This is a genomic window from Rhodopseudomonas rhenobacensis, assembly GCF_014203125.1.
In the GTDB taxonomy this organism is placed as follows: Bacteria; Pseudomonadota; Alphaproteobacteria; order Rhizobiales; family Xanthobacteraceae; genus Rhodopseudomonas_A; species Rhodopseudomonas_A rhenobacensis.
The window spans coordinates 1-25,670 of sequence record NZ_JACHIH010000037.1; the positions used below are offsets into that span (position 1 = coordinate 1).

General features: G+C 67.1%; 16 protein-coding genes. 8 read left to right on the forward strand and 8 right to left on the reverse strand.

Going from position 1 to position 25,670, the window contains the following annotated elements; all coding sequences use genetic code 11:
• Positions 1-221 precede the first annotated feature (221 nt).
• The 3 genes from HNR60_RS20955 to HNR60_RS20965 form a co-directional block, all read right to left on the reverse strand.
• Positions 222-2,438, reverse strand: a complete 2,217-nt coding sequence (locus HNR60_RS20955; RefSeq protein ID WP_184261724.1) for a 3-hydroxyacyl-CoA dehydrogenase NAD-binding domain-containing protein — start codon at positions 2,436-2,438, stop codon at positions 222-224.
• A 146-nt stretch (positions 2,439-2,584) separates the two neighbouring features.
• Positions 2,585-3,793: an acetyl-CoA C-acetyltransferase gene (locus tag HNR60_RS20960; RefSeq protein ID WP_184261726.1), complete on the reverse strand. Its 1,209-nt coding sequence runs from the start codon at positions 3,791-3,793 to the stop codon at positions 2,585-2,587.
• A gap of 282 nt (positions 3,794-4,075) precedes the next feature.
• The gene (locus HNR60_RS20965; protein ID WP_184261728.1) at positions 4,076-5,866 is read right to left on the reverse strand and encodes an acyl-CoA dehydrogenase C-terminal domain-containing protein; all 1,791 of its coding nucleotides are present in this window, start codon (positions 5,864-5,866) and stop codon (positions 4,076-4,078) included.
• A gap of 238 nt (positions 5,867-6,104) precedes the next feature.
• On the opposite strand from HNR60_RS20965, the gene HNR60_RS20970 reads away from it, so the two are divergent.
• The 4 genes from HNR60_RS20970 to HNR60_RS20985 all read left to right on the forward strand — a co-directional run bounded on the left by HNR60_RS20970 (position 6,105) and on the right by HNR60_RS20985 (position 12,175).
• Complete coding sequence (locus tag HNR60_RS20970) at positions 6,105-6,698, forward strand: PadR family transcriptional regulator (protein ID WP_184261730.1); 594 nt, start codon at positions 6,105-6,107, stop codon at positions 6,696-6,698.
• Between the two features lie 324 nt (positions 6,699-7,022).
• A complete protein-coding gene (locus tag HNR60_RS20975) occupies positions 7,023-10,313 on the forward strand; it encodes a tetratricopeptide repeat protein (protein WP_184261732.1) in 3,291 nt (1,096 codons plus the stop codon).
• Between the two features lie 153 nt (positions 10,314-10,466).
• Entirely contained in the window at positions 10,467-11,393 is a 927-nt protein-coding gene (locus tag HNR60_RS20980) for a TSUP family transporter (RefSeq protein WP_184261734.1), read from the forward strand.
• On the forward strand, positions 11,390-12,175 hold the full coding sequence (locus HNR60_RS20985) for a TIGR02186 family protein (RefSeq protein ID WP_184261736.1): 786 nt from the start codon (positions 11,390-11,392) through the stop codon (positions 12,173-12,175). Before HNR60_RS20980 ends, HNR60_RS20985 begins: the two co-directional genes overlap by 4 nt.
• A gap of 179 nt (positions 12,176-12,354) precedes the next feature.
• On the opposite strand, the gene HNR60_RS20990 is transcribed toward HNR60_RS20985, so the two are convergent.
• Positions 12,355-13,671, reverse strand: a complete 1,317-nt coding sequence (locus tag HNR60_RS20990) for an NRAMP family divalent metal transporter (RefSeq protein WP_184261738.1) — start codon at positions 13,669-13,671, stop codon at positions 12,355-12,357.
• A 172-nt stretch (positions 13,672-13,843) separates the two neighbouring features.
• Positions 13,844-14,776 carry a DMT family transporter gene (locus HNR60_RS20995; protein ID WP_184261740.1) on the reverse strand — a complete coding sequence of 311 codons (933 nt, stop codon included), beginning with the start codon at positions 14,774-14,776 and terminating at the stop codon, positions 13,844-13,846.
• Positions 14,777-14,872: 96 nt separating this feature from the next.
• Between HNR60_RS20995 and HNR60_RS21000 the strand changes: the two genes are divergently transcribed.
• On the forward strand, positions 14,873-15,736 hold the full coding sequence (locus HNR60_RS21000) for a LysR substrate-binding domain-containing protein (protein WP_184261778.1): 864 nt from the start codon (positions 14,873-14,875) through the stop codon (positions 15,734-15,736).
• Positions 15,737-15,960: 224 nt separating this feature from the next.
• Here the strand turns inward: HNR60_RS21000 and pdeM are convergent, their stop codons facing one another.
• Positions 15,961-16,668, reverse strand: coding sequence for a ligase-associated DNA damage response endonuclease PdeM (gene pdeM, locus HNR60_RS21005; protein ID WP_184261742.1), 708 nt, complete (start codon positions 16,666-16,668; stop codon positions 15,961-15,963).
• Positions 16,669-16,862: 194 nt separating this feature from the next.
• Positions 16,863-19,541 (reverse strand): ligase-associated DNA damage response DEXH box helicase, encoded by a 2,679-nt coding sequence (locus tag HNR60_RS21010; RefSeq protein WP_347339366.1) that lies wholly within the window; start codon positions 19,539-19,541, stop codon positions 16,863-16,865.
• Between the two features lie 291 nt (positions 19,542-19,832).
• On the opposite strand from HNR60_RS21010, the gene HNR60_RS21015 reads away from it, so the two are divergent.
• Positions 19,833-21,176 carry an outer membrane protein gene (locus tag HNR60_RS21015; RefSeq protein ID WP_184261744.1) on the forward strand — a complete coding sequence of 448 codons (1,344 nt, stop codon included), beginning with the start codon at positions 19,833-19,835 and terminating at the stop codon, positions 21,174-21,176.
• A gap of 408 nt (positions 21,177-21,584) precedes the next feature.
• Here HNR60_RS21015 and HNR60_RS21020 read toward each other — a convergent pair whose 3' ends face one another.
• Positions 21,585-22,511 carry a class I SAM-dependent DNA methyltransferase gene (locus HNR60_RS21020; protein ID WP_184261746.1) on the reverse strand — a complete coding sequence of 309 codons (927 nt, stop codon included), beginning with the start codon at positions 22,509-22,511 and terminating at the stop codon, positions 21,585-21,587.
• A 57-nt stretch (positions 22,512-22,568) separates the two neighbouring features.
• Between HNR60_RS21020 and HNR60_RS21025 the strand changes: the two genes are divergently transcribed.
• Together HNR60_RS21025 and HNR60_RS21030 are read left to right on the forward strand one after the other, a co-directional pair.
• Entirely contained in the window at positions 22,569-23,609 is a 1,041-nt protein-coding gene (locus tag HNR60_RS21025) for a ligase-associated DNA damage response exonuclease (protein ID WP_184261748.1), read from the forward strand.
• Positions 23,606-25,387 (forward strand): cisplatin damage response ATP-dependent DNA ligase, encoded by a 1,782-nt coding sequence (locus HNR60_RS21030; protein WP_184261750.1) that lies wholly within the window; start codon positions 23,606-23,608, stop codon positions 25,385-25,387. Before HNR60_RS21025 ends, HNR60_RS21030 begins: the two co-directional genes overlap by 4 nt.
• The last annotated feature ends 283 nt before the right edge of the window (positions 25,388-25,670 follow it).

Below are 25,670 nucleotides of genomic sequence, written 5' to 3' on the forward strand. Positions count from 1 at the left end.
GGGCGTCATCGCCGCGCGCGTGGGCCGGTGGCCACCGGCCAACGCGCTAAGCCGCTTCCATCGCACATTTTGCTCAATGGGCAGATACAAGGGGGCTCCTCAACAAGGCCGCCCTCGGTGAAAGGCCCCCTCACCCGGATCATCGCTTCGCGATGACCCGACCTCTCCCCGCAAGCGGGGAGAGGTGAGGCCGTGCCTGATGGTCGGCCACTCCTCTCGTCTTACGCCGCCGCCAGCTTCTTTGGCGGGAAGCGGCCGTAGAAGGTCTCGCCGGTCTTCGCCATGTCTTCGAGCAGCTTCGGCGGGGTGAAGCGCGAGCCGTATTTGGCCTCGAGCTTGTGGCACAGCGCCACGAACTCTTTGGTGCCCATGAAGTCGATATAGCTCAGCGTGCCGCCGGTGAACGGCGCGAAGCCGAAGCCGAGGATCGAGCCGACGTCGGCCTCGCGCGGATCGGTGATGACATGATCCTCCACGGTGCGCGCGGCTTCCACCGCCTGCACCACCAGGAAGCGCTGCTTCAATTCCTCGATGTCGACCGTATCGGGATCGAGATGCTTCGGCTGCAGGGCGGCGATGCCCTGCCACAGGCTCTTCTGGCCCTTGCCCTTTTCCGGGTAGTCGTAGAACCCCTTGGCGTTCTTGCGGCCGAACCGGCCCTGCTTCTCGACCAGTTCGATCATCAGCTTCTTCTGCTGCTGATCGACCGCCTGTTCGCCGAGATCGGCCTCGGTGGCTTTCATGATCTTCAGCACCAGATCGAGCGCCACTTCGTCGGCGAGCGACAGCGGGCCGACAGGCATGCCGGCCATCTTGGCGACGTTCTCGATCATCGCCGGCGGGATGCCTTCCATCAGCATCTCCAGGCCCTCGGCGGTGAAGCGCAGCACGCAGCGGTTGGCGAAGAAGCCGCGACTGTCGTTGACCACGATCGGGGTCTTGCTGATCTGGCGCACGTAATCCAGCGCGGTGGCCAGCGCCACGTCGCCGGTGTTCTTGCCGACGATGATCTCCACCAGCATCATCTTCTCGACCGGCGAGAAGAAATGGATGCCGATGAATTTCGACTGGTCCTGGAATTCCTCGGCCAGCGAATTGATCGGCAGCGTCGAGGTGTTGGAGGCGAAGATCGCGCCTTCTTTCAAGAGCGGCTGCGCCTTGGCGTAGGTCTCGGCCTTGACCTTGCGATCCTCGAACACCGCTTCGATGACGAGGTCGCAATCCTTGATCGCATTGTAGTCCGGGGTCGCGGTGATGCGGCCCAGAATCGCGTCGCGGTCGGCCTCCTTGGCGCGGCCCTTGGCGATCAGCCCGTCGATCACGCTCTTGCAATGCGCCTTTCCCTTGTCGGCGCTCTCCTGATCGCGGTCGATCAGCACCACCTCGATGCCGCCCTTGGCCGAGACGTAGCCGACGCTGGCGCCCATGAAGCCGGCGCCGATGATGGCGAGCTTTTTCACCTTGGTCGGCGGCACGTTTTGCGGCCGCCGCGCGCCCTTGTTCAACTCCTGCATCGAGATGAACAGGCTGCGGATCATCGCCGCGGCTTCTTTGCTCTGCAGGATATGGGCGAAGTAGCGCGATTCGACGCGCAACGCGGCGTCGATCGGCAGCAGCAGGCCCTCATAGGCGCAGCTCATGATGGCGCGCGCCGCCGGATAGTTGTCGTAGGTCTCGCGGCGATAGATCGCGTTGCCGGCCGGGAAGATCATCATGCCCTGCTTGGAAAACACCGGACCGCCGGGCAGCTTGAAGCCCTTCTCGTCCCATGGCGCCACCGCCTTGCCGCCGCCCTTGATCCAGTCCTTGGCGGCCTGGATCAAATCCGCCGCCGGCACGATGGCGTCGACGATCTTCGAGGCTTTCGCTTTGGCAAGATTGACCTGCTCGCCCTTCAGCAGCATCTGCATGGCGTCGGCCGGCTGCAGGATGCGCGGCAGCCGCTGCGTGCCGCCGCCGCCCGGGAACAGCCCGACTTTGATCTCCGGCAGGCCGAGCTTGGTCTTCGGATTGTCGGCGGCGATGCGGTGATGGCAGGCCAGCGTGACTTCGAAGCCGCCGCCGAGCGCGAGGCCGTTGATCGCGGCGACCCATGGCTTGCCGGAGGTCTCCAGCTTGCGCAGGATCTGCGACAGCTTGCGGCTCTCGTCGAACAGCATCTGCTGCGCGGCGTCTTCGCCCTTGGACTTGCGCAGCTCGGCGAAGGTCTTGTTGAGGCCTTCCAGCATCGACAGGTCGGCGCCGGCGCAGAACGCGTCCTTGCCCGAGGTGATCACCACGCCCTTGACCGCGGCGTCGGCGGTGGTCTGCTCGACGATGGCGCCGAGTTCTTCGATGCTGGTGACGTCCAGCACGTTCATCGAACGGCCGGGACTATCCCAGGTCAGCAGCGCAATGCCGTCGGCGTCGGTCTCGATCGTGAAATTCTTGAAGGCCATGTGATTAGCTCCTTCGATGCCAGCAGCTCTGCGGCGCGGCGGTTGTTTCGGTTGTAGGGTGGGCAAAGGCGCCACTTGGCGCCGTGCCCACCATCAAAGGCTTGGCATAAGGCGGTGGGCACGCTTCGCTTTGCCCACCCTACGGATTAAACCCGTTCGATAATCGTCGCGGTGCCCATGCCGCCGCCGATGCACAGCGTGACGAGAGCGGTCGACTTGTCGGTGCGCTCCAATTCGTCGAGCACGGTGCCCAGGATCATCGCGCCGGTGGCGCCGAGCGGATGGCCCAGCGCGATCGCGCCGCCATTGACGTTGATCTTGTCGTTGTCGATCTCGAACGCCTGGATGAAGCGCAGCACCACCGAGGCGAAGGCTTCGTTGAGTTCGAACAGGTCGATGTCGGCCTTGGTCATGCCGGAGCGGGCGAACAGCTTGTTGGTGACGTCGACCGGGCCGGTCAGCATCATCGCCGGCTCCGAGCCGATATTGACGAAGGCGCGGATTTTCGCGCGAGCCTTGAGGCCGTATTTCGCCCCGGCGTCCTTGCTGCCGAGCAGCACCGCGCCGGCGCCGTCGACGATCCCCGACGAGTTGCCGGCGTGGTGCACGTAGTTGATCTTCTCGATTTCCGGATGCGACTGGATCGCCACCGCGTCGAAGCCGCCCATCACGCCCATCTGCACGAAGGACGGCTGCAACTGCCCGAGCGACTGCATCGTCGTGGTCGGACGCATGTGCTCGTCTTTGGCAAGAATAGTGAGGCCGTTGATGTCCTTGACCGGCACCACCGACTTGTCGAAACGGCCTTCCTCCCAGGACTTCGCGGCGCGCTGCTGGCTCTGCACCGCGTACGCATCCACATCATCGCGGGAAAAACCGTATTTGGTGGCGATCAGATCGGCGGAGACGCCCTGCGGCATGAAGTAGGAGGGGATCGCCATTGACGGATCCATCGGCCAGGCGCCGCCCGAGGCGCCGATCCCGACGCGGCTCATCGATTCGGCGCCGCCGCCGATCACCAGCTCGTGCTGTCCGCTCATGATCTGCGCGGCGGCGAAATTCACCGCGTCGAGACCGGAGGCGCAGAACCGGCTGATCTGCACGCCCGGCACCGCTTCGCCCAGGCCCGCCTTCAAGGCTGCGAAGCGCGCGATATCGGAGCCGGCTTCGCCGACCGGATCGACCACGCCGAGGATCACGTCGTCGACGGTGTCGACTTGCAGGTTGTTGCGTTCCTTCAGCGCCTTGAGCGGCACGGTGGCGAGCGCCAGCGCGGTCACCTCGTGCAGCGCGCCGTCCGGCTTGCCGCGGCCGCGGGGGGTGCGAACGTGATCGTAGATATAGGCCTCGGGCATTGTTTTTCTCCCGTTTCGGTCGCAGCCCCGATTGAGCCCGACGAATTGCAGTTCAGTGAACTCAAGTAGCTGTCATCGCGAGTCTGGTACCGGCCTCAGCCCGAGCCGAGTGGAAGAAGGTTGCGCTGACCGCGGTGTCGAATTTGACCGAAGCGGCGCGGCATCTGCCCCTCTCCCCGCAAGCGGGGAGAGGTGAAGTCCGTGCGCGCATCGAGCGTTCGGTCGCAACTTGCATCAGTAACTCTCTAAAATGCCCGGCAGGACGTGTTACGCGTGACGCGATCAGAACGCCTCCGCGGGCAATTCCATGATGGTGGCGCAGCCGCTTTCGATCCGCGTCAGATGCAGCGCGGTTTCCGGCAGCATCCGCTCCATGAAGAACCGGCCGGTGGTGAGCTTGCTGGTCAGATAGGGCGTGGCGCCGCTCTGGGCAATCTTGTCCTGCGTCACTTTGATCATCTTCGCCCACATGTAGGCGAAGCCGACCAGGCCGAACAATTTCATGTAATCGGTGGCGCCGGCGCCGGCGTTGTCGGGCTGCGCCATCGCGTTCATCATCAGCCAGGTGGTGGCCTTCTGCAGATCGCCGAGCGCGCGCGACAGCGGCGCGACGAACGGCTGCATCGCCTCGTCGCCACCGTGCTCTTTGGCGAAGGCGGCGACCTCGGCGAAGAACGCCATCGCCGCGCGGCCGCCGTCGCGCGGCAGCTTGCGGCCGACCAGGTCGAGCGCCTGGATGCCGTTGGCGCCCTCGTAGATCATCGCGATGCGGGCGTCGCGGACGAACTGCTCCATGCCGTTGTCGGCGATATAGCCGTGGCCGCCCCAGACCTGCTGCGCCGACACCGCATTGGCAAAGCCGACGTCGGTCAACACGCCCTTCAGCACCGGCGTCATCAGGCCCATATGGTCGTCGGCGGCCTGCCGCTCCTTGGGGTCCTCGGAGCGATGCGCGACGTCGCCCTTCAGCGCGGTCCACACCACCATGGCGCGGGCGGCTTCGTTGAAGGCGCGGATGGTGAGCAGCGTGCGCCGGATGTCGGGATGCACGATGATCGGATCGGCCGGCTTGTCGGTGGCCTTCGCCCCGGTGAGCGAGCGGCCTTGCAGCCGCTCCTGGGCGTAGATCACGGCGTTCTGATACGCCACTTCGGACTGCGCCAGGCCCTGCACCGCGACGCCGAGCCGGGCCTCGTTCATCATCACGAACATGCCCTGCATGCCCTTGTTCTCTTCGCCGATCAGCCAGCCGGTGGCGTCGTCGTAGTTCATCACGCAGGTGGCATTGCCGTGAATGCCCATCTTGTGCTCGATCGCGCCGCAGGTGACGCCGTTGCGGCCGCCGAGCGAGCCGTCGGCATTGACCAGAATCTTCGGCACCACGAACAGCGAGACGCCCTTGATGCCGGCCGGCGCGCCTTCGATCCGCGCCAGCACCAGGTGGATGATGTTCTCCGACAGATCGTGTTCGCCGGCGGAGATGAAGATCTTGGTGCCGGTGATCTTGTAGCTGCCGTCGGCCTGCTTGATCGCCTTGGTGCGCAACAGCCCGAGATCGGTGCCGCATTGCGGCTCGGTCAGGTTCATGGTGCCGGTCCATTCGCCGGTCACCATCTTCGGAATGAAGATCGCCTTCTGCTCCGGGCGGCCGTGCACCAAGAGCGCCGCGGTCGCCCCCATGGTGAGGCCGTGATACATCGAGAACGCCATGTTGGCGGAGGTCAGGAATTCGGCGACGGTATGCGACAACGTCGATGGCAAGCCCTGGCCGCCAAATTCCTCGGGCGCCGACAGGCCGAGCCAGCCGCCTTCCGAGACCTGCTTGTAAGCCTCCTTGAATCCGGTCGGCGTGGTGACGCGGCCGTCATCGTGGCGGGTGCAGCCTTCCTTGTCGCCGACGCGGTTCAGGGGCTGCAGCACCTGTTCGCTGAGCTTGGCCGCCTCGTTCAGAATGGCGTCGCGGACGTCGGCCGATGCATCGCTGAACCCCGGAAGATTGTCGTAGCGGTCGATCTGAAACACGTCGTTGAGCAGGAACCCGACGTCTTCAAGCGGGGCTTTGTAGCTCGGCATGGCGTTCTCCCGGCTGGCTTGCCAACCCCTATCGGGGCTCATGCAGCACAGCGCTCGTTGCGTTCCAATGAGGGACCTTACCGGTTTCCGGAGGCCGCGTAACGCGCAAGGACGCGCCTCCTGCTGTGTGCAAATGGCACAGGCCGGGAGATGCCGTCTTGCGTTGATATGCACATTGACGCATATGCATGCTTATGCATAAAGTCAAGCCGCGGTGTGTAGCAGTGAGGGCGGGTGAATGGCGCTTGGCGACGCAATCCTCGCATGCCTGACCGAATGTCCGATGACGGGCTATGAGCTCGCCAAGACCTTCGATGCGTCGATCGGATTCTTCTGGAAGGCCGACCATCAGCAGATCTATCGCGAGCTGTCGCGGCTGCGCGACCGCGGCCATGTCCAGGGCCGCGAGGTGGTGCAGTCCGGCAAGCCCAACAAGCTGGTCTATACGCTGACGCCGGAGGGCCGCGCCGCGCTGCGGCATTGGGCCGCGCGGCCGAGCAGCCCGGCCTCGATGAAGGACGACCTGTTGGTCCGGCTCTACGCGCTCGACAGCGTCGACATCGAGCCGTTGCGCGACGACCTGATGGCGCGGATGGAGCATCACCGCGACCGCGCCGGCCGCTACGAGCGGATCCTCACCAAGCGTTTCCCGCACGACACCGCAGCGCCCGCCGATACCGGCAAATTGCTGTTGCTGCGGATGGGGCTGCGCCACGAGCGGATGGTCTCGGATTGGTGCGAAGAGGCGCTGGCGGCGCTGTCCGCGGTGTCCAGCCGCAGTAACGTCGTGCCGATCGAGGACAGCCCGCGCGACGGCAACGGCCAGACATAACTTATAACGTGAACCCATAAGTATCTGCGCGCGGTCGCCTTGTATCGCGGCACCTTCCGGGCTCGCCGGCAAAGTGTTAGCAATTTGTTAAAGCGGTCGGACCGTGATCCGGCCCGCGATTGCGGCGCGTAGCGCGGCCGAAAAGCGACCATCGGGTTAACTTTATGGCAGCGCGGCCGCATCCTTAACCGGTTCTTTACCCTAACACGAAAAAGTCCGTCCCAGGGGCAGTCAGTCCGCGTCGATTTCAGTTGTCTCGTCATGGGACGCGCGGGGAGGGCTGCAGGGCGCGGTTGAGCGCCGGTGCCGGAAGCGGATGTGAGCATGAATTCGCGCGTATCGTGGAGTGTCGAGGGGATCGAACCGTCAGTGCGCGAACGGGCGGAAGCCGCCGCGCGCCGGGCCGGGCTCTCGCTCGGCGACTGGATCAGCGCCCAGGTCGGCGACGTTCCCCCGCAGCTTCGGCCGCAGAACGCCGCGCAGCCGGCGCCGGCGTTGCCCGAGAAGGACGCCCAGGAGGTCGCCGAAATCCACCAGCGGCTGGATTCCATCACCCGGCAGATCGAACAGATTTCGCGGCCCGCCGGCCGCGGCGAACCCGGCGTGGCGCGGCAGCTCAACGACGCCATCTCGCGGCTCGACGCCCGGTTGTCGCAGATCACCGACCCGGCCCGCCGCGCCGAGCCGCAGCCGCAGCCGCAGCTCGACCGCGTCGAGCGCGCCGCGGCGGATGTCTATCGCGCCTCGCCGCCGCTCAGCCCGGCCTCGCTGGATTCCGCGATCGCCGAGATCGCCGCGCGGCAGACCCAACTCGATGCCGCCGCCAATGAGCTGACGCCGCGCCGCGCCGCGCCGCCGCTCGCGCCGGCGATGCCGACCGGACCGGCGATGGCGCCGGCGATGCCGGCCGCGCCGGATATGTCGGGGCTGGAGCGCCAGCTGCACAAGATCACCACGCAGATCGACGCCTTGACGCGGCCCGATGCGATCGAGCAGTCGATCGCCGCGTTCCGCGGCGAATTGGCCGAGATCCGCCAGACCATCACCGAGGCGATGCCGCGCCGCGCCATCGAGTCGTTGGAGAGCGAGATCCGCTCGCTGGCCAAGCGCATCGACGACAGCCGGCACAACGGCATCGACCACAATGCGCTGGCCGGGGTCGAGCGCGCGCTGGCAGAAATCCGCGACGTGCTGCGCTCGCTGACCCCGGCCGAACAGCTCGCCGGTTTCGACGAGGCGATCCGCAATCTCGGCGGCAAGATCGACATGATCGTGCGCTCGAGCGGCGATCCCTCGACGCTGCAGCAGCTCGAAGGCGCGATCGCAGCACTGCGCGCCATCGTCGCCAACGTTGCCTCCAACGAAGCGCTGGCGCGGCTCAGCGACGACGTGCAGACGCTGTCCAGCAAGGTCGACCAGCTCGCCCGCGCCGACAGCCACAGCGATTCCTTCGCCGCACTCGAGCAGCGCATCGCCGCGCTGACGCTGACGCTGGAGAACCGCGAACGCCCGGTGCAGAGCGATCCTTCCGCGCAGCTCGAAACCGCGCTACTGGCGCTGTCGGATCGGCTCGACCGGCTGCCGGTCGGCAATGACGGCGCCGCCACCTTCGCGCATCTCGAACAGCGGGTGACGTATCTGCTGGAGCGCCTCGAAGCCTCGGCCGAAACGCGCTCGCCCAATCTCGGGCGGGTGGAAGAGGGCTTGCAGGACGTGCTGCGCCAGCTCGAGCGCCAGCAGGACACCTTTGCGGCGCTGACCGCGGTCAGCCGCACCACGCCGCCCGACAACGGCCTGGCCGATACCTTGAAGCGCGAAATCTCCGATCTGCGGTTCACCCAGACGGAAGCCGACCGCCACACCCAGGATTCGCTGGAGGCGGTGCATAATACGCTCGGCCATGTGGTCGACCGCTTGGCGATGATCGAAGGCGATCTGCGTAGCGCGCGCCCGGCGCCGCCGTCGCAGCCCGCGATGCCGGCCGCCGCCCGGCTGCCGGTCGAGCCGCCGGCGCCGCAAGTGGTGCTGCCGCCGCGGCCGGAATTGCCGAACCCCGCCGCCGCCGCCGCGCATTTCGACGCCGCGCCCCGACAATTCGCCGCCGCGCCGCCGGCTGCCGAGCCCGCGGCGCCGACTCCTGCCAAGACCATCAAGGAGATTCTCAGCCCGAAGCCCGCGCGCGACAGCGCCGCGGTGGCGCCGGCGCCCGAGAAGGCCGAGCCGCCGCAGGGCGTGTCGCGGCTGTCGATCGGTCAAGAACTGCCGCCGGATCATCCGCTGGAGCCGGGCACCCGGCCGCTGCGGGCCTCGCCGTCCGAGCGGATCGCGGCGTCTGAAAGCGCGATCAGCGAAATCCCGGCGCAATCCCGCGAACAGACCAGCTCGTCGAACTTCATCGCCGCGGCCCGCCGCGCGGCGCAGGCCGCCGCGGCCGCCACGCAGACGCCCGACAAGGCGAAGCCCGCCGCCAAAGCCGCCAAAGCGCCGAAGCCGGCCAAACCCGCAACGTCGGGCGCAGCCGCGCCGGCCGAGGGCGCCTCGACGCTGGGCGCAAAAATCCGCTCGCTGCTGGTCGGCGCCAGCGTCGTGGTGATCGTGCTCGGCACCTTCAAGATGGCGATGAACCTGCTGGACGGTGGCGCACCGCAGCCCGCCGCGATCGAAAGCGCGGAGCCCGCGCCGACGCCGGCGCCGAGCTCCAGCGAAACCGCGCCGGCACCGGCCGCGCCCGCCAACCCGTCGATGACCTCGCCGACGCCGATCGGCCGGCAATCGCTGTTCGGTCCGGCGCCCGCCGCGCCGACCGACAGCCGCAGCGCCGACGCCGACATCACCGGCACGATTCCGACGCCGCCGCCGGCGATCCCGACCGCGCCGCCGAGCGGCCGCGCGGCGTCGCTGGTCGCGATCCCCGCGAACGAGAAATTGCCCGACGCGATCGGCGGACCGCAGCTGCGGATCGCCGCGCTGAAGGGCGATCCCGCCGCGGCCTACGAGATCGGCGTGCGCTACGCCGAGGGCAAGACCGTGCCGGCGAATATCGACGAGGCCGCGAAATGGTATGAGCGCGCGGCGCAAGCCGGCATCGTGCCGGCGATCTTCCGGGTCGGCACGCTGTACGAAAAGGGTCTCAGCGTGAAGCGCGATCTCGGCGCCGCGCGACGCTACTACATCCTCGCCGCCGAGCGCGGCAACGCCAAGGCGATGCACAATCTCGCGGTGCTGGAAGCCGACGGCGGCTCGCAGGGCGCCAACTACAAGAGCGCCTCGCAATGGTTCCGCAAGGCCGCCGAGCGCGGCGTCGCCGACAGCCAGTTCAACCTCGGCATCCTCTATGCCCGCGGTATCGGCGTCGAACAGAACCTCGCCGAATCCTACAAGTGGTTCAGCCTCGCCGCCGCCCAGGGCGATGCCGACGCCGGCCGCAAGCGCGACGACATCGCCAAGCGCCTCGACCCGCAATCGCTGTCGGCCGCCAAGCTGGCGATCCAGACCTTCATGCCGGAACCGCAGCCCGACGACGCGATCAACGTCGCGAGCCCGCCCGGCGGCTGGGACGGCGCCGGCAGCGCCGCCGCCAAGCCCGCGGCGGCGGCCAAGCGCGCCGCGCGTTAATCTCGTTCATTCACCAACATGAACGATGCATGAGCGGCGGGGGCGAAAAACCGCGGTCGGTCGCGCATTCTTTAATACCGCCGCCGACGAATTCGGATATGCAAAGACGCAGCGATTTCTCGCGTCAGCCACCCCTGTCCGAAGCGAACCCGCGTGCAGCTTTACCTTCCGATCGCCGACATCCCGGTCAATGTTCTGCTCATCCTGGCGATGGGCGCCGCCGTGGGTTTCGTGTCGGGCATGTTCGGGATCGGCGGCGGCTTCCTGATGACGCCGCTGTTGATCTTTGTCGGCATTTCGCCCGCGGTCGCGGTCGCCTCGGTGACCAGCCACATGGCGGCGTCGTCGCTGTCCGGCGCATTGTCATACTGGCGGCGTCGCGCCATCGATCCGGCGCTGGCCGGGGTGCTGCTGTGCGGCGGCCTGATCGGCACCGGGCTCGGGGTCTGGTTCTTCACCTTGATGCGCTCGCTCGGCCAGCTCGACCTGGTGATCGCGCTGTCCTACGTGGTGCTGTTGACCGCGGTCGGCGGGCTGATGGTGTGGGAAGGGCTTCGCGCCATCCTGCGCACCCGGCAAGGCCAGACCGTGCTGGCGACCCGCTCCGGTAGCCGCAACTGGATCCACGCGCTGCCGTTGAAGATGCGGTTCAAGCGCTCGAAAATGTATCTGTCGGTGATCCCGGTGGTGGTGATCGGGCTGGTGATCGGCTTCATCGGCGCGGTGATGGGGGTCGGCGGCGGCTTCATCCTGGTGCCGATCCTGATCTATCTGTTGCGGGTGCCGACCTCGACGGTGATCGGCACCTCGATGGTGCTGACGCTGTTCACCATGCTGATCGCCACCGTGCTGCATGCCGTCACCAACCACCAGGTCGACGCGGTGCTGGCGCTGATCCTGATGATCGGCGGCGTCACCGGCGCGCAATTCGGCGCCCGCGCCGGGCAGCGCATCCGCGGCGAACAGCTGCGGCTGCTGCTCGGGCTGCTGATCCTCGCGGTGGGCGTGCGGTTTGCGATCGAGCTCGGGATCCAGCCGCAGGACCTGTTCACCATTCGCGAAACCGGGGGCGGCGCATGACCCGGGCGGGCGCGGCGCTGATCGGGCTTGGCCTGCTGCTCGGCGTGGCGAGCATCGGCCCCGCCCGCGCCGAACAACTGATCGTGTCGATTTCCAACACCCGCATCACCGTGACGCCGAATTATGCCGGCGGCGAACTGGTGCTGTTCGGATCGATCGAGAAGGACGTCGATACGCCGGCCGACCGCGGCGTCTACGATCTGGTGGTCACGGTCTCTGGCCCGCGCGCCGACATGGTGACGCGGCGCAAGGAGCGCACGCTGGGGATCTGGGTCAACGCCGATTCCCGCGAATTCCTCATGGTGCCGGGCTATCTCGCGGTGTTCGCCAACAAGCCGCTGGAGGCGATCGCCGCGCCGGAAGTGCTGCGCCGCCAGCAGCTCGGGCTCAACAACATTCTGCTGACGCAGCGGGTCGGCCCGGATTATGCCGACGTGGTGCCCAACGACGCGTTCCGCAGCGCCTTCGTGCGGCTGCGCTCCGAACGCGGGCTGTACCGCGAGGAAACCTCGGCGGTGACGTTCCTGACGCCGACGCTGTTCCGCACCGGCATTCCGCTGCCGGCCGCGGTGCCGATCGGCAACTACAAGGTCGAGATCAAGGTGTTTGCCGACGGCGCGCTGGTGACCAAGACCGAAAGCTCGTTCGAGATCGTCAAGGTCGGCTTCGAGCAATTCGTCGCCTCCACCGCGCGGCACGACGGCCTCGCCTATGGCCTGGTCACCGCGCTGATGGCGCTGTTGACCGGCTGGATGGCCTCGGTGGTGTTCCGGCGGGATTGAGGCCTCGGCCAGACAAGGCGCGAATATCCAATCGATCCTCACGCTCTGAATCGTCATCCTGAGGTGCGAGCCCTCTTGGGCGAGCCTCGAAGGATGCGGAAACGCGTGCCGGCGGCCCATCCTTCGAGGCCCGGCTTCGCGCTTTGCGCTACGCCGGGCGCCTCGGGATGACGTGGTACTTAGATGAAATACCCCACCGCCATCGCCAGCACGCTCAGCGTCATTGCCGCGGTGGAGAGCCAGCCCAGCCAATACAGCGGCCCGCGGATCACGAAGCGCTGCATGATTTCCTTGCGGCGCGACATCAGCATCAGCAGCACCATCACCGGCACCGCCAGCACGCCGTTGATCACCGCGCTCCAGTACAGCGCCGAGATCGGATTGATCGGGGTGAAGTTCAGCGCGATGCCGACGATTCCCGCCAGCGCCAGCACGCTGTAGAACGCCACCGCCTCTTTCGGCTTGCGCGCGAGGCCGACCTTCCAGCGGCGGCCTTCGCCGATCGCGTAGGCGGCGGAGCCGGCGAGCACCGGAATCGCCAACAGCCCGGTGCCGACGATGCCGAGCGCGAAGATCGCCTCGGCGAAGGCGCCGGCGATCGGCTTCAGCGCCTCGGCCGCCTCCGCCGAAGTCTGGATGTCGGTCTTGCCGGTGGCGTGCAGCGTCGCCGCGGCGGTGATGATGATCGAGAGCGCGATCAGGTTGGAGAACGCCATGCCGATGATGGTGTCGGCGCGGATCCGCTGGAATTCGCTGCGGGCGTCGCCGGGGGTCTTGACCAGCGGCTTCTTGTCGGGATCGATGCGTTCTTCCTCGGCTTCCTGCGAGGCCTGCCAGAAGAACAGATAGGGCGAGATCGTGGTGCCGAGGATCGCCACGATGGTGGTGAGATAGTCGCGGCTCCAGGTGACGCTCGGCAGCACGATGCCCTTCAGCGCCTCGCCCCACGACACGTTGGCCACCGCCAGCGCCGCCACATAGGCGAACAGGCACAGCGTCAGCCATTTCAGCACCGCGACGTAGCGCTTGTAGTCGAAGAAGATCTGCGCTGCGACCGAGATCACCCCGAAGCCGACCACATAGGCGATGCCGGGGCCGCCGATCAAAAGCTTGGTGGCGTCCGCCATGGCGCCGAGATCGGCGGCGATGTTGATGGTGTTGGCGATGAACAACAGCATCACCACGACGCCGAGCATTTTCGACGAGTAGTAGCGGCAGACATTGCCGGCGATGCCGCGCCCGGTGACGCGGCCGACCCGGCCGGAGATTTCCTGGATCGCCACCATCAGCGGGAAGGTCAGCAGCATGGTCCAGCCGATGCCGTAGCCGAGCTGGGCGCCGGCCTGGCTGTAGGTGCCGATGCCGGAGGGATCGTCGTCCGACGCGCCGGTGATCAGCCCGGGGCCGAGCGTCTTGAAGAAGTTGCGAAAGCGGAATGTGCTGGGCTTCTGCTGGTCGAGGTTGCGCTCGAGGTCGGACTTCGCTTCGATCGTCATGCACGCTCCCAACGGCCTCAAGGCCGGTTGCTAACGTGCTGATTGCGCTCTGGTTCCGGGCCGGAAACAGGCCGAGCCGCCGCGGCCCGTCGCGCTATCGCGCGGCCGGGACTGCGCATTCTTGGGGACGTCATCGGGTTTGTCGTCGCAGCGAGATCGCCGGCGGAATCTCTTACTCTGCGGCTGCGATTTTTGCCTGCGCGAGGGGCACGGCCGCTGGCCGCGTCACCAGATAGATTCCGATCGCGACCGGGATGATCCCCAGAAGGTCGCCGGCATCGAGATGTTCGCCGAGCACGATCCAGGCGAACAGCATCGCCAAGGGCGGCATTATGAAATGCCAGGCGCTGGCCGCGGTCGCGCCGCAGACATGCAGCAGATGAAACCACAGGAAATACGCGAAGATCGATCCGCCCAGCACCAGGAAGCCGAACGCCCAGAACAGTCGCGCGCTCGGGACGATGTCGCCGACATTCGCCAGCGTGGCGGCGAACGGAATCAGCACCAGCCCGCCGGCGAGATTCTGGATGCCGTTGCCGATCCACAGGCTGCCCTTCGGCGCCAGCAGCTTGAACAGAATGGTGCCGCCGACGATCGCGGCTAGCCCAGCGAAAGTGAACAGGATGCCGCGCAGGCTGTCGGTGCCGATCGCCATCCGATGCGAGACGATGAAGCCGACGCCGACGATGCCGAGCAGCAGCCCCGCGACCTTGCGCCAGGTCAACGGCTCATTGAGCAATAGCGCCGCCAGCACCGCGGTGAACACCGGGTTGGAGCTGACGATCAGCCCGCCGAGCCCGGCGGAGGTGTTTTGCAGCCCGGTGTAACCGAGCCCCAGATACAGCGCGTTGTTGGCGATGCCGAGCACGGCGCAGACCGCGACGTCGCGCCACGATAACGTCCACGCCTCGCCGCGCAGCCGCGAAAAGCCCAGGATCAAAATCCCCGCCAGCGAGAACCGCGCCGCCAGCAGGATCAGCGGCGGACAATCGGTCACCGCGACCTTGCCGGCGATGAAGGCAAAGCTCCACAGCACGCAGAACGCCGCGATGGTCAGCGGCAGCAGGTTGAAGGCCGGGCGGGCGACGACGGGCGTGATGGACATCGGGCTCTCCTCCGGCTTGGGTCGTAACCTGCCGGATTGTCATTTGGAAATTAAACGATAGAATGGTGATCAGTGGAAAATCGAATGATGCTCCCGATGCTCGATCTCGAACTGTTGCGCAGCTTCGTCGCGGTGGTCGATGCCGGCGGCTTCACCCGCGCCGGCGAACGCGTGCACCGGACGCAATCGACGGTGAGTCAGCAGATCAAGCGGCTGGAGGACGACCTCGGCCAGCAATTGCTCGACCGATCCGGCAAGGACGTGACGCCGACCGACGCCGGCGAGCGGCTGTTGTCGTATGCGCGGCGGCTGTTGTCGCTGGCGGAGGAAGCCCGTGACGTGCTGGGGCGGCCGAGCAGCGAGGGCGCGGTGCGGCTCGGCATCAACGAGGACTTTGCCGCCTACCGGCTGACCAAATTGCTGGCGAGTTTTGCCCGGGCGCGGCCCGGGCTGCGGCTCGACGTCCGTGCCGATCAGAGCATCTATCTGCGGCGCGATCTGGAGCGCGGCGAACTCGATCTGGCCTTGTTGAAGCGCGCTGCCGGCGGCAAGGATGGCATCGGGGTTTGGCCGGAGCGGGTGCATTGGGTCGACAGCAGGAGCCATCCCTGCAACGCCAAGGCGGACTCGGTGCCGCTGATTTTCTTTCCGACCGGCTGCCTGTATCGCACCCGCGCAATCCACGCGATCGAGGCCGCCGGCCGGCGTTGGCACATGGCCTATACCAGTTCGAGCCTCGCCGGCATCCAGGCCGCGGTCGCCGCCGGCCTCGGCCTCAGCATCCTGCCGGAAATCGCGATTCAGGCCGATCATCGCACGCTCTCCGCGCGCGACGGTTTTGCTCCGATTGACAAGACCGAAGTGGCGCTGGTGGCCTCGCCCAACGCCAACCCCGCGACGCTGCGCCTCGCGCAACGGCTCGCCGAATTTTGCGACGCGCTGCAGGCCAAGGCGGCGTAAAACTGCACGCGACCTCCTTTCCTTCGATTTGAAGTCCCGCGACATCGGCAGCGCGCTCCCTCTCCCCGCTCGCGGGGAGAGGGTCGGGGTGAGGGGGCGCTCCAGTAGAAAACGAAGTTGATAGTAGGGAACAGAATTCAGCGTTTATTCCGCCGAGACGCCCCCTCACCCGGCGCTACGCGCCGACCTCTCCCCGCTTGCGGGGAGAGGTTAAGGCGGCGCAGTCAGCAGCAGCGCGAGGCGGCGATGGCGTGCAGCTTGCGGTCGCCGAGCAGATGCGCGACGAAGCCCAGCGGCGTGAAGATCTTCGCAAATGCCTCGTGGCGGATGTTGAGGCCGCCCGCATAGGCGCCGAACGCCGGCATCACCATGCGGTGGCCGTCGCTGGCAAAGCAGCGCCGCTCCATCGCCCGGCCGCGCGCCGAGACCCGCGCTTTCGGATGCAGATGGCCAGCGATTTCGCCGTCGGCGCCGCTCGGCTCGTGGCGAAACACGATCGTTCCGATGCCGACGTCGCTGGCGACCATGCCACCGAGATCGTTCGGCAGCGCGGGATCGTGATTGCCCGCGATCCAGATCCAGTCGCGCCCCGCCTGCAGCGCGCCGAGGATGTCGCGGTTGGCGTCGGACAATCGATCATGCGCGTCGCGATCGTGGAAGCTGTCGCCGAGCGCGATCACCGTCTTGGGATCGTAGCGCGCGATCACCGCGCCGAGCCGGCCGAGCGTCGCGATGGTGTCGTAAGGCGGCAGCATCACGCCGCGCATCGCAAAGCTCGAGCCTTTTTCCAGATGCAGGTCGGAGACGATCAGCAGCCGCTCATCGGCCCAGTACAACGCTCCGGACAGATCGGCGATGAGCGTGGCGTCGGCGATCGCGACGCACTGTTCGCCTTCGCTTTGCGGGGAGAGGGGTGCGGTAGCAAGATGCATCAATCGTCTTCCCGTTCAGCCCCGATCGTCTGGATTCGTAGGATGGGTTGAGCATCGCGAAACCCATCGCAAGATTCAGTGCGTCTGATGGGTTTCGCTCCGCGCAACCCATCCTACTCGCTTTTCAATTGAACGACGTGCCCCGTGGCACCCCCCACCCCGACCCTCCCCCGCAAGGGGGGAGGGAGAAGAAACTAGCCCATCGCCTCGCGCACCAGATCCTCGGCGGCTTCGGCCAGCAATTCGTCGGAGGCCTCGCCGTACACCGCTTCGCGGCCGATTTCCAGCATCACCGGCACCGCCAGCGGCGACACCCGGTCGAGTTCCTTGTGGACGATGCGGCCCTTGATTCGCTTGAGCATATCACTGAGCCGGCGGATATCGAGCAGGCCGGTCGCCGCATCGGCGCGCGCCGCGCGTAAGAGCAGATGATCCGGCTGATGCTTGCGCAGCACGTCGTAGACCAGATCGGTGGAGAACAGCACCTGCCGCTTGCTCTTTTCCTCGCCGGTGAAGCGCCGCGGGATCAGCCCGGAGATCACCGCGCAGGTCCGGAACGTGCGTTTCATCAAAGCAGATTCCGCCAGCCAGGCTTCGAGGTCGTCGCCCAGCATGTCGGGATCGAACAGCGCGTCGAGATCGAGTTGGCCGCGTCGCACCATCTGCGACAGGTCGCCGAGGCACCACACCGCCAGCGCGTATTCATTGGCGACGAAGCCGAGCGGTTTCGCGCGACTGCGTTCCAAGCGGCGGGTCAGCAACATCCCGAGCGTCTGATGCGCCAGCCGGCCCTCGAACGGGTAGCAGACCAGATAATGCTTGCCCGCGCGCGGAAAGGTCTCCACCACCAGCTCACTGACGCCGGGTACCAGCGACAACCCGGCCTGCAGCGACAGCCAGTCGTGCACCTGATCGGGCAGGCCGCTCCAGGCGCGCTTGTCGGCGAGCAGCTTGCGCACGCGTTCAGCCAGATAGGTCGAGAGCGGAAACTTGCCGCCCATGTAGGACGGCACGCGGGCGTCCTTGTCGTGCGCGCGGGAGACGTAGGCCACGTCCTCGACCAGCGACTCGTAGCGCACCACCTCGCCGCCGAACACGAAGGTGTCGCCGATCAGCAATTGCTCGATGAAATATTCCTCGATCTGGCCGAGCATCCGTCCGCCGCGGCCGAGCGCGCCGGTGTGGCCGCCGCCGCCGCGCGACGAGCGCACCAGCTTCACCTTCAGCATGGTGTCCTCGACGATGGTGCCGACGTTGAGGCGATACATCTGCCGCACCCGCGGATTGGTGACGCGCCAGCGGCCCTCTTTGTCCTGCTTGATGCGGGCGAAGCGCTCGTAGATCTTCAGCGCATAGCCGCCGGTTGCTACGAAATCGATGGTGTCGTCGAAATCGGCGCGGGCGAGCTCGGCATAGGGCGCGGCGCTGCGCACTTCTTCGTACAGCTCGTCGGCGAGGAACGGCTCGCCGCAGGCGCAGCCCAAGAGGTGCTGCGCCAGCACGTCGAGCGCGCCTAAGCGCAGCGGCGGGGTGTCCTGCGCGTTCTCGGCGACCGCGTCGATCGCCACCCGGCATTCCAGCACTTCGAAGCGATTGGCCGGCACCAGCACCGCGCGCGAGGCTTCGTTGAGGCGGTGATTGGCGCGGCCGATCCGCTGCATCAGCCGTGACGAACCCTTCGGCGCGCCGACATTGATCACCAGATCGACGTCGCCCCAGTCGACCCCGAGATCGAGCGACGAGGTGCAGACCACGCCGCGTAGTTTGCCGGCGGACATCGCGTCCTCGACCTTGCGGCGCTGCGCGACGTCGAGCGAGCCGTGATGCAGCGCGATCGCCAGATTGTCGTCGTTCATGCGCCAGAGTTCCTGGAACAGCATCTCGGCCTGGCTGCGGGTGTTGACGAACACCAGCGTGGTGGTGTTGCGCCCGATCAGATCGTAGATCTCAGCCAGCGCGTGGCGCGCCGAATGCCCGGCCCATGGCAGCCGCTCCTTGGTGTCGAGCATCTCGACGATCGGCTGCGCCGCGCCGCCGGCGATCACGATGTCGGCGGCGGCGGTTTCGCCGGGCGGCTGCGGCACCAGGAAGCGGGCGAGCTGGTCCGGCTCGGCCACCGTCGCCGACAGCCCGATGGCGCGCAGCTGCGGCGCGATCCGCCACAGCCGGGCGAGGCCGAGCGATAAGAGATCGCCGCGCTTCGAGGTCACCAGCGCGTGCAATTCGTCGAGCACGATGCGCTGCAGTGCGCCGAACAGGAACGGCGCGTCGTCCGAGGCGAGCAGCAGCGCCAGCTGCTCCGGCGTGGTCAACAGAATGTCCGGCGGATATTTGCGCTGCCTGGCGCGCCGCGACACCGGGGTGTCGCCGGTGCGGGTCTCGACCTTGATCGGCAGCCCCATCTGGGCGATCGGCGCTTCCAGGTTGCGGGCGATGTCGACCGCCAGCGCCTTCAACGGCGAGATGTAGAGGGTGTGCAGGCCGTTGCTTCCCTCGCCCCGCGCGTTCTTCCCCTCGCCCCGCTTGCGGGGAGAGGGTGGCGTCGCAAGCGCAGCTTGCGGCGCCGGGTGAGGGGGCGTCTCGTCACGTTGAGACGCCCCCTCACCCGGATGACCCGCTTCGCGCGTCATCCGACCTCTCCCCGCAAGCGGGGAGAGGTGAGGAGAAGGGCCGCTCAATTCCACCAGGGTCGGCAAAAACCCCGCCAGCGTCTTGCCGGCGCCGGTCGGCGCGATCAGCAGGGCGGAGCGCTTCGCGCGGGCCTTCTCGAGCAGCTCCAGCTGATGCGGCCGCGGCGACCAGCCGCGCGCTGCGAACCAGCGCTCAAATCGCTCGGGCAGCGAATCCGGGGAAACGGGGGCATCGGGCGGCACCACGCGAAGCTAGGCATTCGCATCGGCCAGGTCGAGGGCCGCCGAAGGCCGCCGCGCTGCGCGGTCGGAAACGGTTGAGCTTGTTGCGCAATTCGCGGCCTGCGGGAACCGATCCGCTTGAATTTGCGACGGAAAACGCCGCCGCCAGCCCTCTGCAAGGCCGCCCGGCACCCCGATTCCACGCGCCTGATCAGTCCCTTATGTCGGATTCCCGAGCGGTGTGGCTGCGCGGGCACAGACAGCGCCGGGGCGCTCGGCTAGGGTTCGGGTTCAATTCAATTGGGGTGGACCATGAAACGTATTCTCGCTGGCGTCGCGCTTATCGGAACGGCCGTGAGCGCCCAGGCAGCCGACCTGGCCACCAAGGCCCCGTATTACAAGGCGCCGATCGTCCAGGTGTACGACTGGACCGGCTTCTACGTCGGCGTCAACGCCGGCGTTGGGCTCGGCCGCGACCGCGCCATCCATGACATCGCGCCCGGCTTGACCAATACCTCCTACCTGCAGCCGTTCGGCGCGCTCGGCGGCGGCCAGATCGGCTACAACTACCAGACCAATTCGCTGTTCGGACCGCTGGTGATCGGCCTCGAAGGCGACTTCCAGGGCGCCGACCTCAGCGACAATCGCACCTCGGTGCTTGGTGGCGCGGTGAGCTACAGCCAGAAGCTGGATTGGTTCGCCACCGCCCGCGGCCGCATCGGTATCGCCCGCGGTCCGGTGCTGAACTACTTCACCGGCGGCTTCGCGGCCGGCGACGTCCGCACCACCGTGACCGAGGGCTTCACGGCGTTCGACAGCGGCAAGCGCACGCTGACCGGCTGGACCATCGGCAGCGGCGTTGAAGCGGCGCTGGGCGGCAACTGGACCGGCAAGATCGAATATCTCTACCTCGATCTCGGCAACAAGACCGACAGCTTCCTCGGCCAGACCCTGCAGACCAACGTGCGGGAGAACATCTTCCGCGTCGGCCTGAACTATCGCATCGGCGGCAACGGCCTGTACGCGCCGGCACCGGTCGCGAACTGGACCGGCTTCTATCTCGGCGGCAATTTCGGCAGCGCCTCCGCGCGCAACCGCAGCACCGCAGGCGTCGGCCCCTTCAGCGAACAGTTCAATCTCGCCCTCGACGGCTTCGTCGGCGGTGGTCAGGTCGGCTACAACTGGCAGGCCTCGAACTGGGTGTACGGCCTGGAGGCCGACTTCCAGGGTTCGACCCAGCGCGACAACGACACCGCGGTGTTCGGTGGCTTGGTTGCCTACGACGCCAAGCTGCCCTGGTTCGGCACCGTGCGCGGCCGGCTCGGCTACTCGGTCGGCTCGACCCTGTTCTACGGCACCGGCGGCTACGCCTACGGCAACGTGAAGACCACCATCGTGTCGCCGTTCGGCAGCGAATCGATCTCGAAGACCGCGAGCGGCTGGACCGCCGGCGCCGGCATCGAAACCCCGTTCACGCTGCTCGGCCTGGTCGGTCCGAACTGGACCTCGAAGACCGAATATCTCTACCTCGACCTCGGCTCGACCAGCAGCGACTTCGCGGCCGGTACGTTCCCCAACACCACCAAGGTCACCGAGCACATCTTCCGCACCGGCATCAACTATCACTTCAATTCGCCGGTGGTCGCCAAGTACTGAGCGACAGGTACTAATCGCCAAGTACTGATCGGCAATGCTGATCGCCAAGTACTGATCGCAGCGACCAACTGATCTGCAAAACCCCGGCCTCGCGGCCGGGGTTTTTGTTTGCGCCGCGCTCGTCGGCGGCGGCGCGCGCGCATTTTCGTTTGCGATGAAAGCATCCAAGCCAAATACAGTCGTCATTCCGGGGCGCGAGGCCTTTAGAGCACTTTCAGTTGGGATTGAAGCACCCAACACAAATGCTGTCGTCATTCCGGATTGCGAGTTCGTTAGAACGAGCAAGTCCGGAATCCAGTATTCCAGGGCGGTGAGCACTGGCTCCCGGGCTCACGCGCAGCTTCGCTGCTCGTGTCCCGGGATGACGGGCTGAGACTCTTCAAGCTCCTCACGCGTATTCGAAAGTCTCTATTGTTTCGCCGCGACGATCACCAGCCCCGGCACCGGCGCCCCGGCTTCGCTGCGCGCCGACGCCCGCTCCAGCTGCTTCACGACCAAGCCCGCGGCTTCGATCGCCGCGTGCAGCGTCCCGGCGGCGTGGGCGTAGCGCAGGCCGGCGCCGAGCACGACGCCGTCGCCGTCATGGGTCTCGGCGGTCAGCGCCAACAATCCGCCCGGTGCCAGCACGCGAAATACTTCGGCCAATAGCGGCGCGACGTCGTGCAGGTAGATCACCACGTCGGCGGCGAGGATCAGATCGGCGCTGCCGGCCCGCTGCCGCCGCAGCGCGTCGACGATCTCCGCCACCTCGAGCGCGGCGTAGAGCCCGGTGGCGCGCGCCCGCTCGATCATGCCCGGCGACAGATCGAAGCCGATGATGGCGTCGGTCTGCGTGGCGAAGGCACGCGCCGCGAGCCCGGTGCCGCAACCGAGATCGATGGCGCGGCGGAAATAGGCGGGCCGGCGCGTCGCGGCGCGGGTCGCCAGCACCGCCTTGAGCAACAGTGACGGGCCGCGATAGCCGAGTTCCTCGACCAGCGCCGCTTCGAAGCGTGGCGCGTATTGATCGAACAGCGTGCGCAGATAGGTGGTCGGCATCGGCGCAGGCGCGGCGGCGCCGAGCCGGATCAGCCGCAGCCCGGCGCCGTGACGGTCGGCCGGGTCGCAGTCTTGCGCTTGGCGGAACGCCGCGATCGCGCCATCGCGGTCGCCGAGCCGTTCGCGGACCTCGCCCAACGTGAACCACGCGGTGATGAAGCGCGGCGCCAGATCGGTCGCCTGGACGTAGAGGTGCTCGGCCGCCGCGAGCTCGCCGCGCAGCTCGAGATCGCGCGCGAAGTCGAACCGCCGGTCGGCGATCATGTCGCCCGATGAAATGAAGATCCGCGTCGGCATTGCAAGGAACCCATCTGCACGCCTCGAATGAGCCCGACGCCGGCCTATATAACTGGAATGCGCCCACAAGACATCCTGCTGCCGGTCGCCGCCGGCCTGTGCTGCAAGCCCGGCGGTTTCCATATCGATCCGGTGCGGCCGGTCGAGCGCGCGGTGATCACCCATGGCCATTCCGATCATGCGCGGCCGGGCCACGGCGCGGTGCTGGCGACGCACGAAACCCTCGACATGATGCGGCTGCGCTACGGCGAGAACTTTGCCGGTTCCACGCAGGCCATCCGCTACGGCGAAGAGCTCAGGCTCGGCGACGTCACGGTGACATTCCATCCCGCCGGCCACGTGCTGGGCTCGGCGCAGATCGCGGTGAGTTGCGGCGGCACCTGCATCGTGGCGTCCGGCGACTACAAGGACGCTCATGATCCGACCTGCACGCCGTTCGAGCTGGTTCCCTGTGACGTGTTCATCACCGAGGCGACCTTCGGGCTGCCGGTGTTCCGCCATGGCGACGCCGCCGGCGAAGTCGACAAGCTGCTGGCCTCGGTGAAACTGTTTCCGGAGCGCGCGCATCTGGTCGGCGCCTATTCGCTCGGCAAGGCGCAGCGCCTGATCGCGCTGCTACGCGAAGTCGGCTATGACGCGCCGATCTATCTGCACGGCGCGATGGAGAAGATCACCAATTACTACGTCGGGCGCGGCGTGCCGCTTGGCGAGCTGCGCGCGGTGAAGGGCGTCAAGAAGGCCGATCTCGCCGGCACCATCACGCTGGCGCCGCCGTCCGCCACCTCGGATATCTGGACGCGGCGGTTTCCCGATCCGGTCACCGCCTTTGCGTCGGGCTGGATGAGGGTGAGGGCGCGCGCGCGGCAGCGCGGCGTCGAACTGCCGCTGGTGATTTCCGACCATGCCGACTGGGATGGCCTCACGAAGACGATCAAGGCCACCGGCGCCGGCGAGGTCTGGGTCACCCACGGGCAGGAAGACGCCTTGGTGCATTGGTGCACCGCGCAGGGGCTGCGGGCGCGGCCGCTTGATCTGGTGGGCTATGGCGACGAGGACGGCGATGCGGCGTTGGCGTCGAGCGAGGCCGCCGAGGCATGAACCGCTTCGCCGAACTGCTCGACCGTCTGTCCTATGAGCCCGGCCGCAACAACAAGCTGCGGCTGATCACCAGCTATCTGCATCGCGCCGAGGATCCCGACCGCGGCTTCGCGCTGGCGGCGCTGACCGGCGCGCTGTCGTTCAAGCACGCCAAGCCGGGATTGATCCGCGAACTGATCGCCGCCCGCAGCGACCCGGTGCTGTTCGCATTGTCGTATGATTACGTCGGCGATCTGTCGGAAACGGTGGCGCTGATGTGGCCTTCGTCTTTACCTCTCCCCTCCGGGGAGAGGTCGACCGGCGTAGCGCAGCGAAGCCGGTCGGGTGAGGGGGACTTGCCAGATCGCACAGAGTTAACCCCCTCACCCGGCTCGCGCCTTGCGGCGCAAGCCGACCTCTCCCCGGAGGGGAGAGGTGAAGAACGCCGCCGCAACGACCCCACCCCAACCCTGACCGACGTCGTCACCACGCTCGCCACACTCGGCAAGGCCGAGCTGCCGGCACAGTTGGCGCGCTGGCTCGACGAGCTCGACGAGACCGGGCGCTGGGCGCTCTTGAAGCTCGTCACCGGCAGCCTGCGGATCGGCGTCTCGGCGCGGCTGGCGAAGACCGCGGCTGCGGCACTCGGCGACAAGGATCCGCACGACGTCGAGCTGATCTGGCCCGGCCTCGCGCCGCCCTATCTCGAACTATTCGCCTGGCTGGAAGGCCGCGCCGACAAGCCGGTCAACCGCGATCCGGCGCCGTTCCGGCCGGTGATGCTGGCGCACGCCATCGCGGACGCCGACTTCGGCAATCTCGACGCCGCCGACTACATCGCCGAATGGAAATGGGACGGCATCCGGATTCAGGCGGTCAGCGGCGCCGACCAGCACGGCCAGATCGTCTCGCGGCTGTATTCGCGGACCGGCGAGGACATCACCAACAGCTTCCCGGATCTGCTGCCGTCGCTGCGGCGGCCGGGCGCGATCGACGGCGAGCTCTTAGTATTGCGCGAGGGCCGGGTGCAGACCTTCAACGTGCTGCAGCAGCGGCTCAACCGCAAGACCGTGACGTCAAAGCTCCTCAAGGAATATCCGATCCATCTGCGCGCCTACGACCTTTTGAGCGACGGCGAAAACGATCTGCGCACGCTGCCGTTCGAAGCGCGGCGCGGGAAACTCGAAGCCTTCATCGCAGAGCTTGACGATCCGCGCATCGACCTGTCGGCGACGATCCCGTTCGACGATTGGGAGAGGCTAAGCGCCGCGCGAAAAGATCCGGTCAGCGCCGGCGCCGGGCTTGACGCCGACGCGGTCGAGGGCGTGATGTTGAAGCGCCGCGACGCGCTTTATCTGCCGGGCCGGCCGAAGGGCCAATGGTGGAAGTGGAAGCACGACCCGCACATCATCGACGCCGTGCTGATGTATGCGCAGCGCGGCCACGGCAAGCGCTCGTCGTTCTATTCCGACTACACCTTCGGGGTGTGGACGGACGGCGAGGGCGGCGACGTGCTGGTGCCGGTCGGCAAGGCGTATTTCGGCTTCACCGACGAAGAGCTGCTGCAGATCGACCGCTTCGTCCGCCGCAACACCGCGGAGAAATTCGGACCCGTCCGCCATGTGGTGCACGCGCCCGATCAGGGCCTGGTGCTGGAAGTGGCGTTCGAGGGCTTGGCGCGCTCGCCGCGGCACAAATCCGGCGTGGCGATGCGGTTTCCGCGGATCAGCCGGCTGCGCTGGGACAAGCCGCCGCGCGACGCTGACCGGCTGGAGACGCTGCAGCGGCTGCTGGATTGAGCCGCGTCTTGAGTGGGTCGCGAACGCCAACGCGATTCGCGGCGCGTTCTCCCCTCCCCTTGCGGGGAGGGAGCGGGGGTGGGGGTGCCACGATGGCAGCGCTTCCGTTGCAGACCCCCACCCCAGCCCTCCCCGCAAGGGGGAGGGAGCGTGCCGTGCTCGGGGAGGGGGCGCACCGCGCTCGACCCGAGAGCGCACCGCCCTCGGCGCGACGGCTCATCGTGTTCGCCGTGCTCGGCGCATCGTGCTCGCCGCGACGGCACGCCGGCCATTGACGCCGCCC

Bases quoted from the DNA above. Each gene is read 5' to 3' on its own strand.
- HNR60_RS20955 (WP_184261724.1), bottom strand. From the start codon at position 2,438: ATGGCCTTCAAGAATTTCACGATCGAGACCGACGCCGACGGCATTGCG.
- HNR60_RS20960 (WP_184261726.1), bottom strand. From the start codon at position 3,793: ATGCCCGAGGCCTATATCTACGATCACGTTCGCACCCCCCGCGGCCGC.
- HNR60_RS20965 (WP_184261728.1), bottom strand. From the start codon at position 5,866: ATGCCGAGCTACAAAGCCCCGCTTGAAGACGTCGGGTTCCTGCTCAAC.
- HNR60_RS20970 (WP_184261730.1), top strand. From the start codon at position 6,105: ATGGCGCTTGGCGACGCAATCCTCGCATGCCTGACCGAATGTCCGATG.
- HNR60_RS20975 (WP_184261732.1), top strand. From the start codon at position 7,023: ATGAATTCGCGCGTATCGTGGAGTGTCGAGGGGATCGAACCGTCAGTG.
- HNR60_RS20985 (WP_184261736.1), top strand. From the start codon at position 11,390: ATGACCCGGGCGGGCGCGGCGCTGATCGGGCTTGGCCTGCTGCTCGGC.
- HNR60_RS20990 (WP_184261738.1), bottom strand. From the start codon at position 13,671: ATGACGATCGAAGCGAAGTCCGACCTCGAGCGCAACCTCGACCAGCAG.
- HNR60_RS20995 (WP_184261740.1), bottom strand. From the start codon at position 14,776: ATGTCCATCACGCCCGTCGTCGCCCGCCCGGCCTTCAACCTGCTGCCG.
- HNR60_RS21000 (WP_184261778.1), top strand. From the start codon at position 14,873: ATGCTCGATCTCGAACTGTTGCGCAGCTTCGTCGCGGTGGTCGATGCC.
- pdeM (WP_184261742.1), bottom strand. From the start codon at position 16,668: ATGCATCTTGCTACCGCACCCCTCTCCCCGCAAAGCGAAGGCGAACAG.
- HNR60_RS21015 (WP_184261744.1), top strand. From the start codon at position 19,833: ATGAAACGTATTCTCGCTGGCGTCGCGCTTATCGGAACGGCCGTGAGC.
- HNR60_RS21020 (WP_184261746.1), bottom strand. From the start codon at position 22,511: ATGCCGACGCGGATCTTCATTTCATCGGGCGACATGATCGCCGACCGG.
- HNR60_RS21025 (WP_184261748.1), top strand. From the start codon at position 22,569: ATGCGCCCACAAGACATCCTGCTGCCGGTCGCCGCCGGCCTGTGCTGC.
- HNR60_RS21030 (WP_184261750.1), top strand. From the start codon at position 23,606: ATGAACCGCTTCGCCGAACTGCTCGACCGTCTGTCCTATGAGCCCGGC.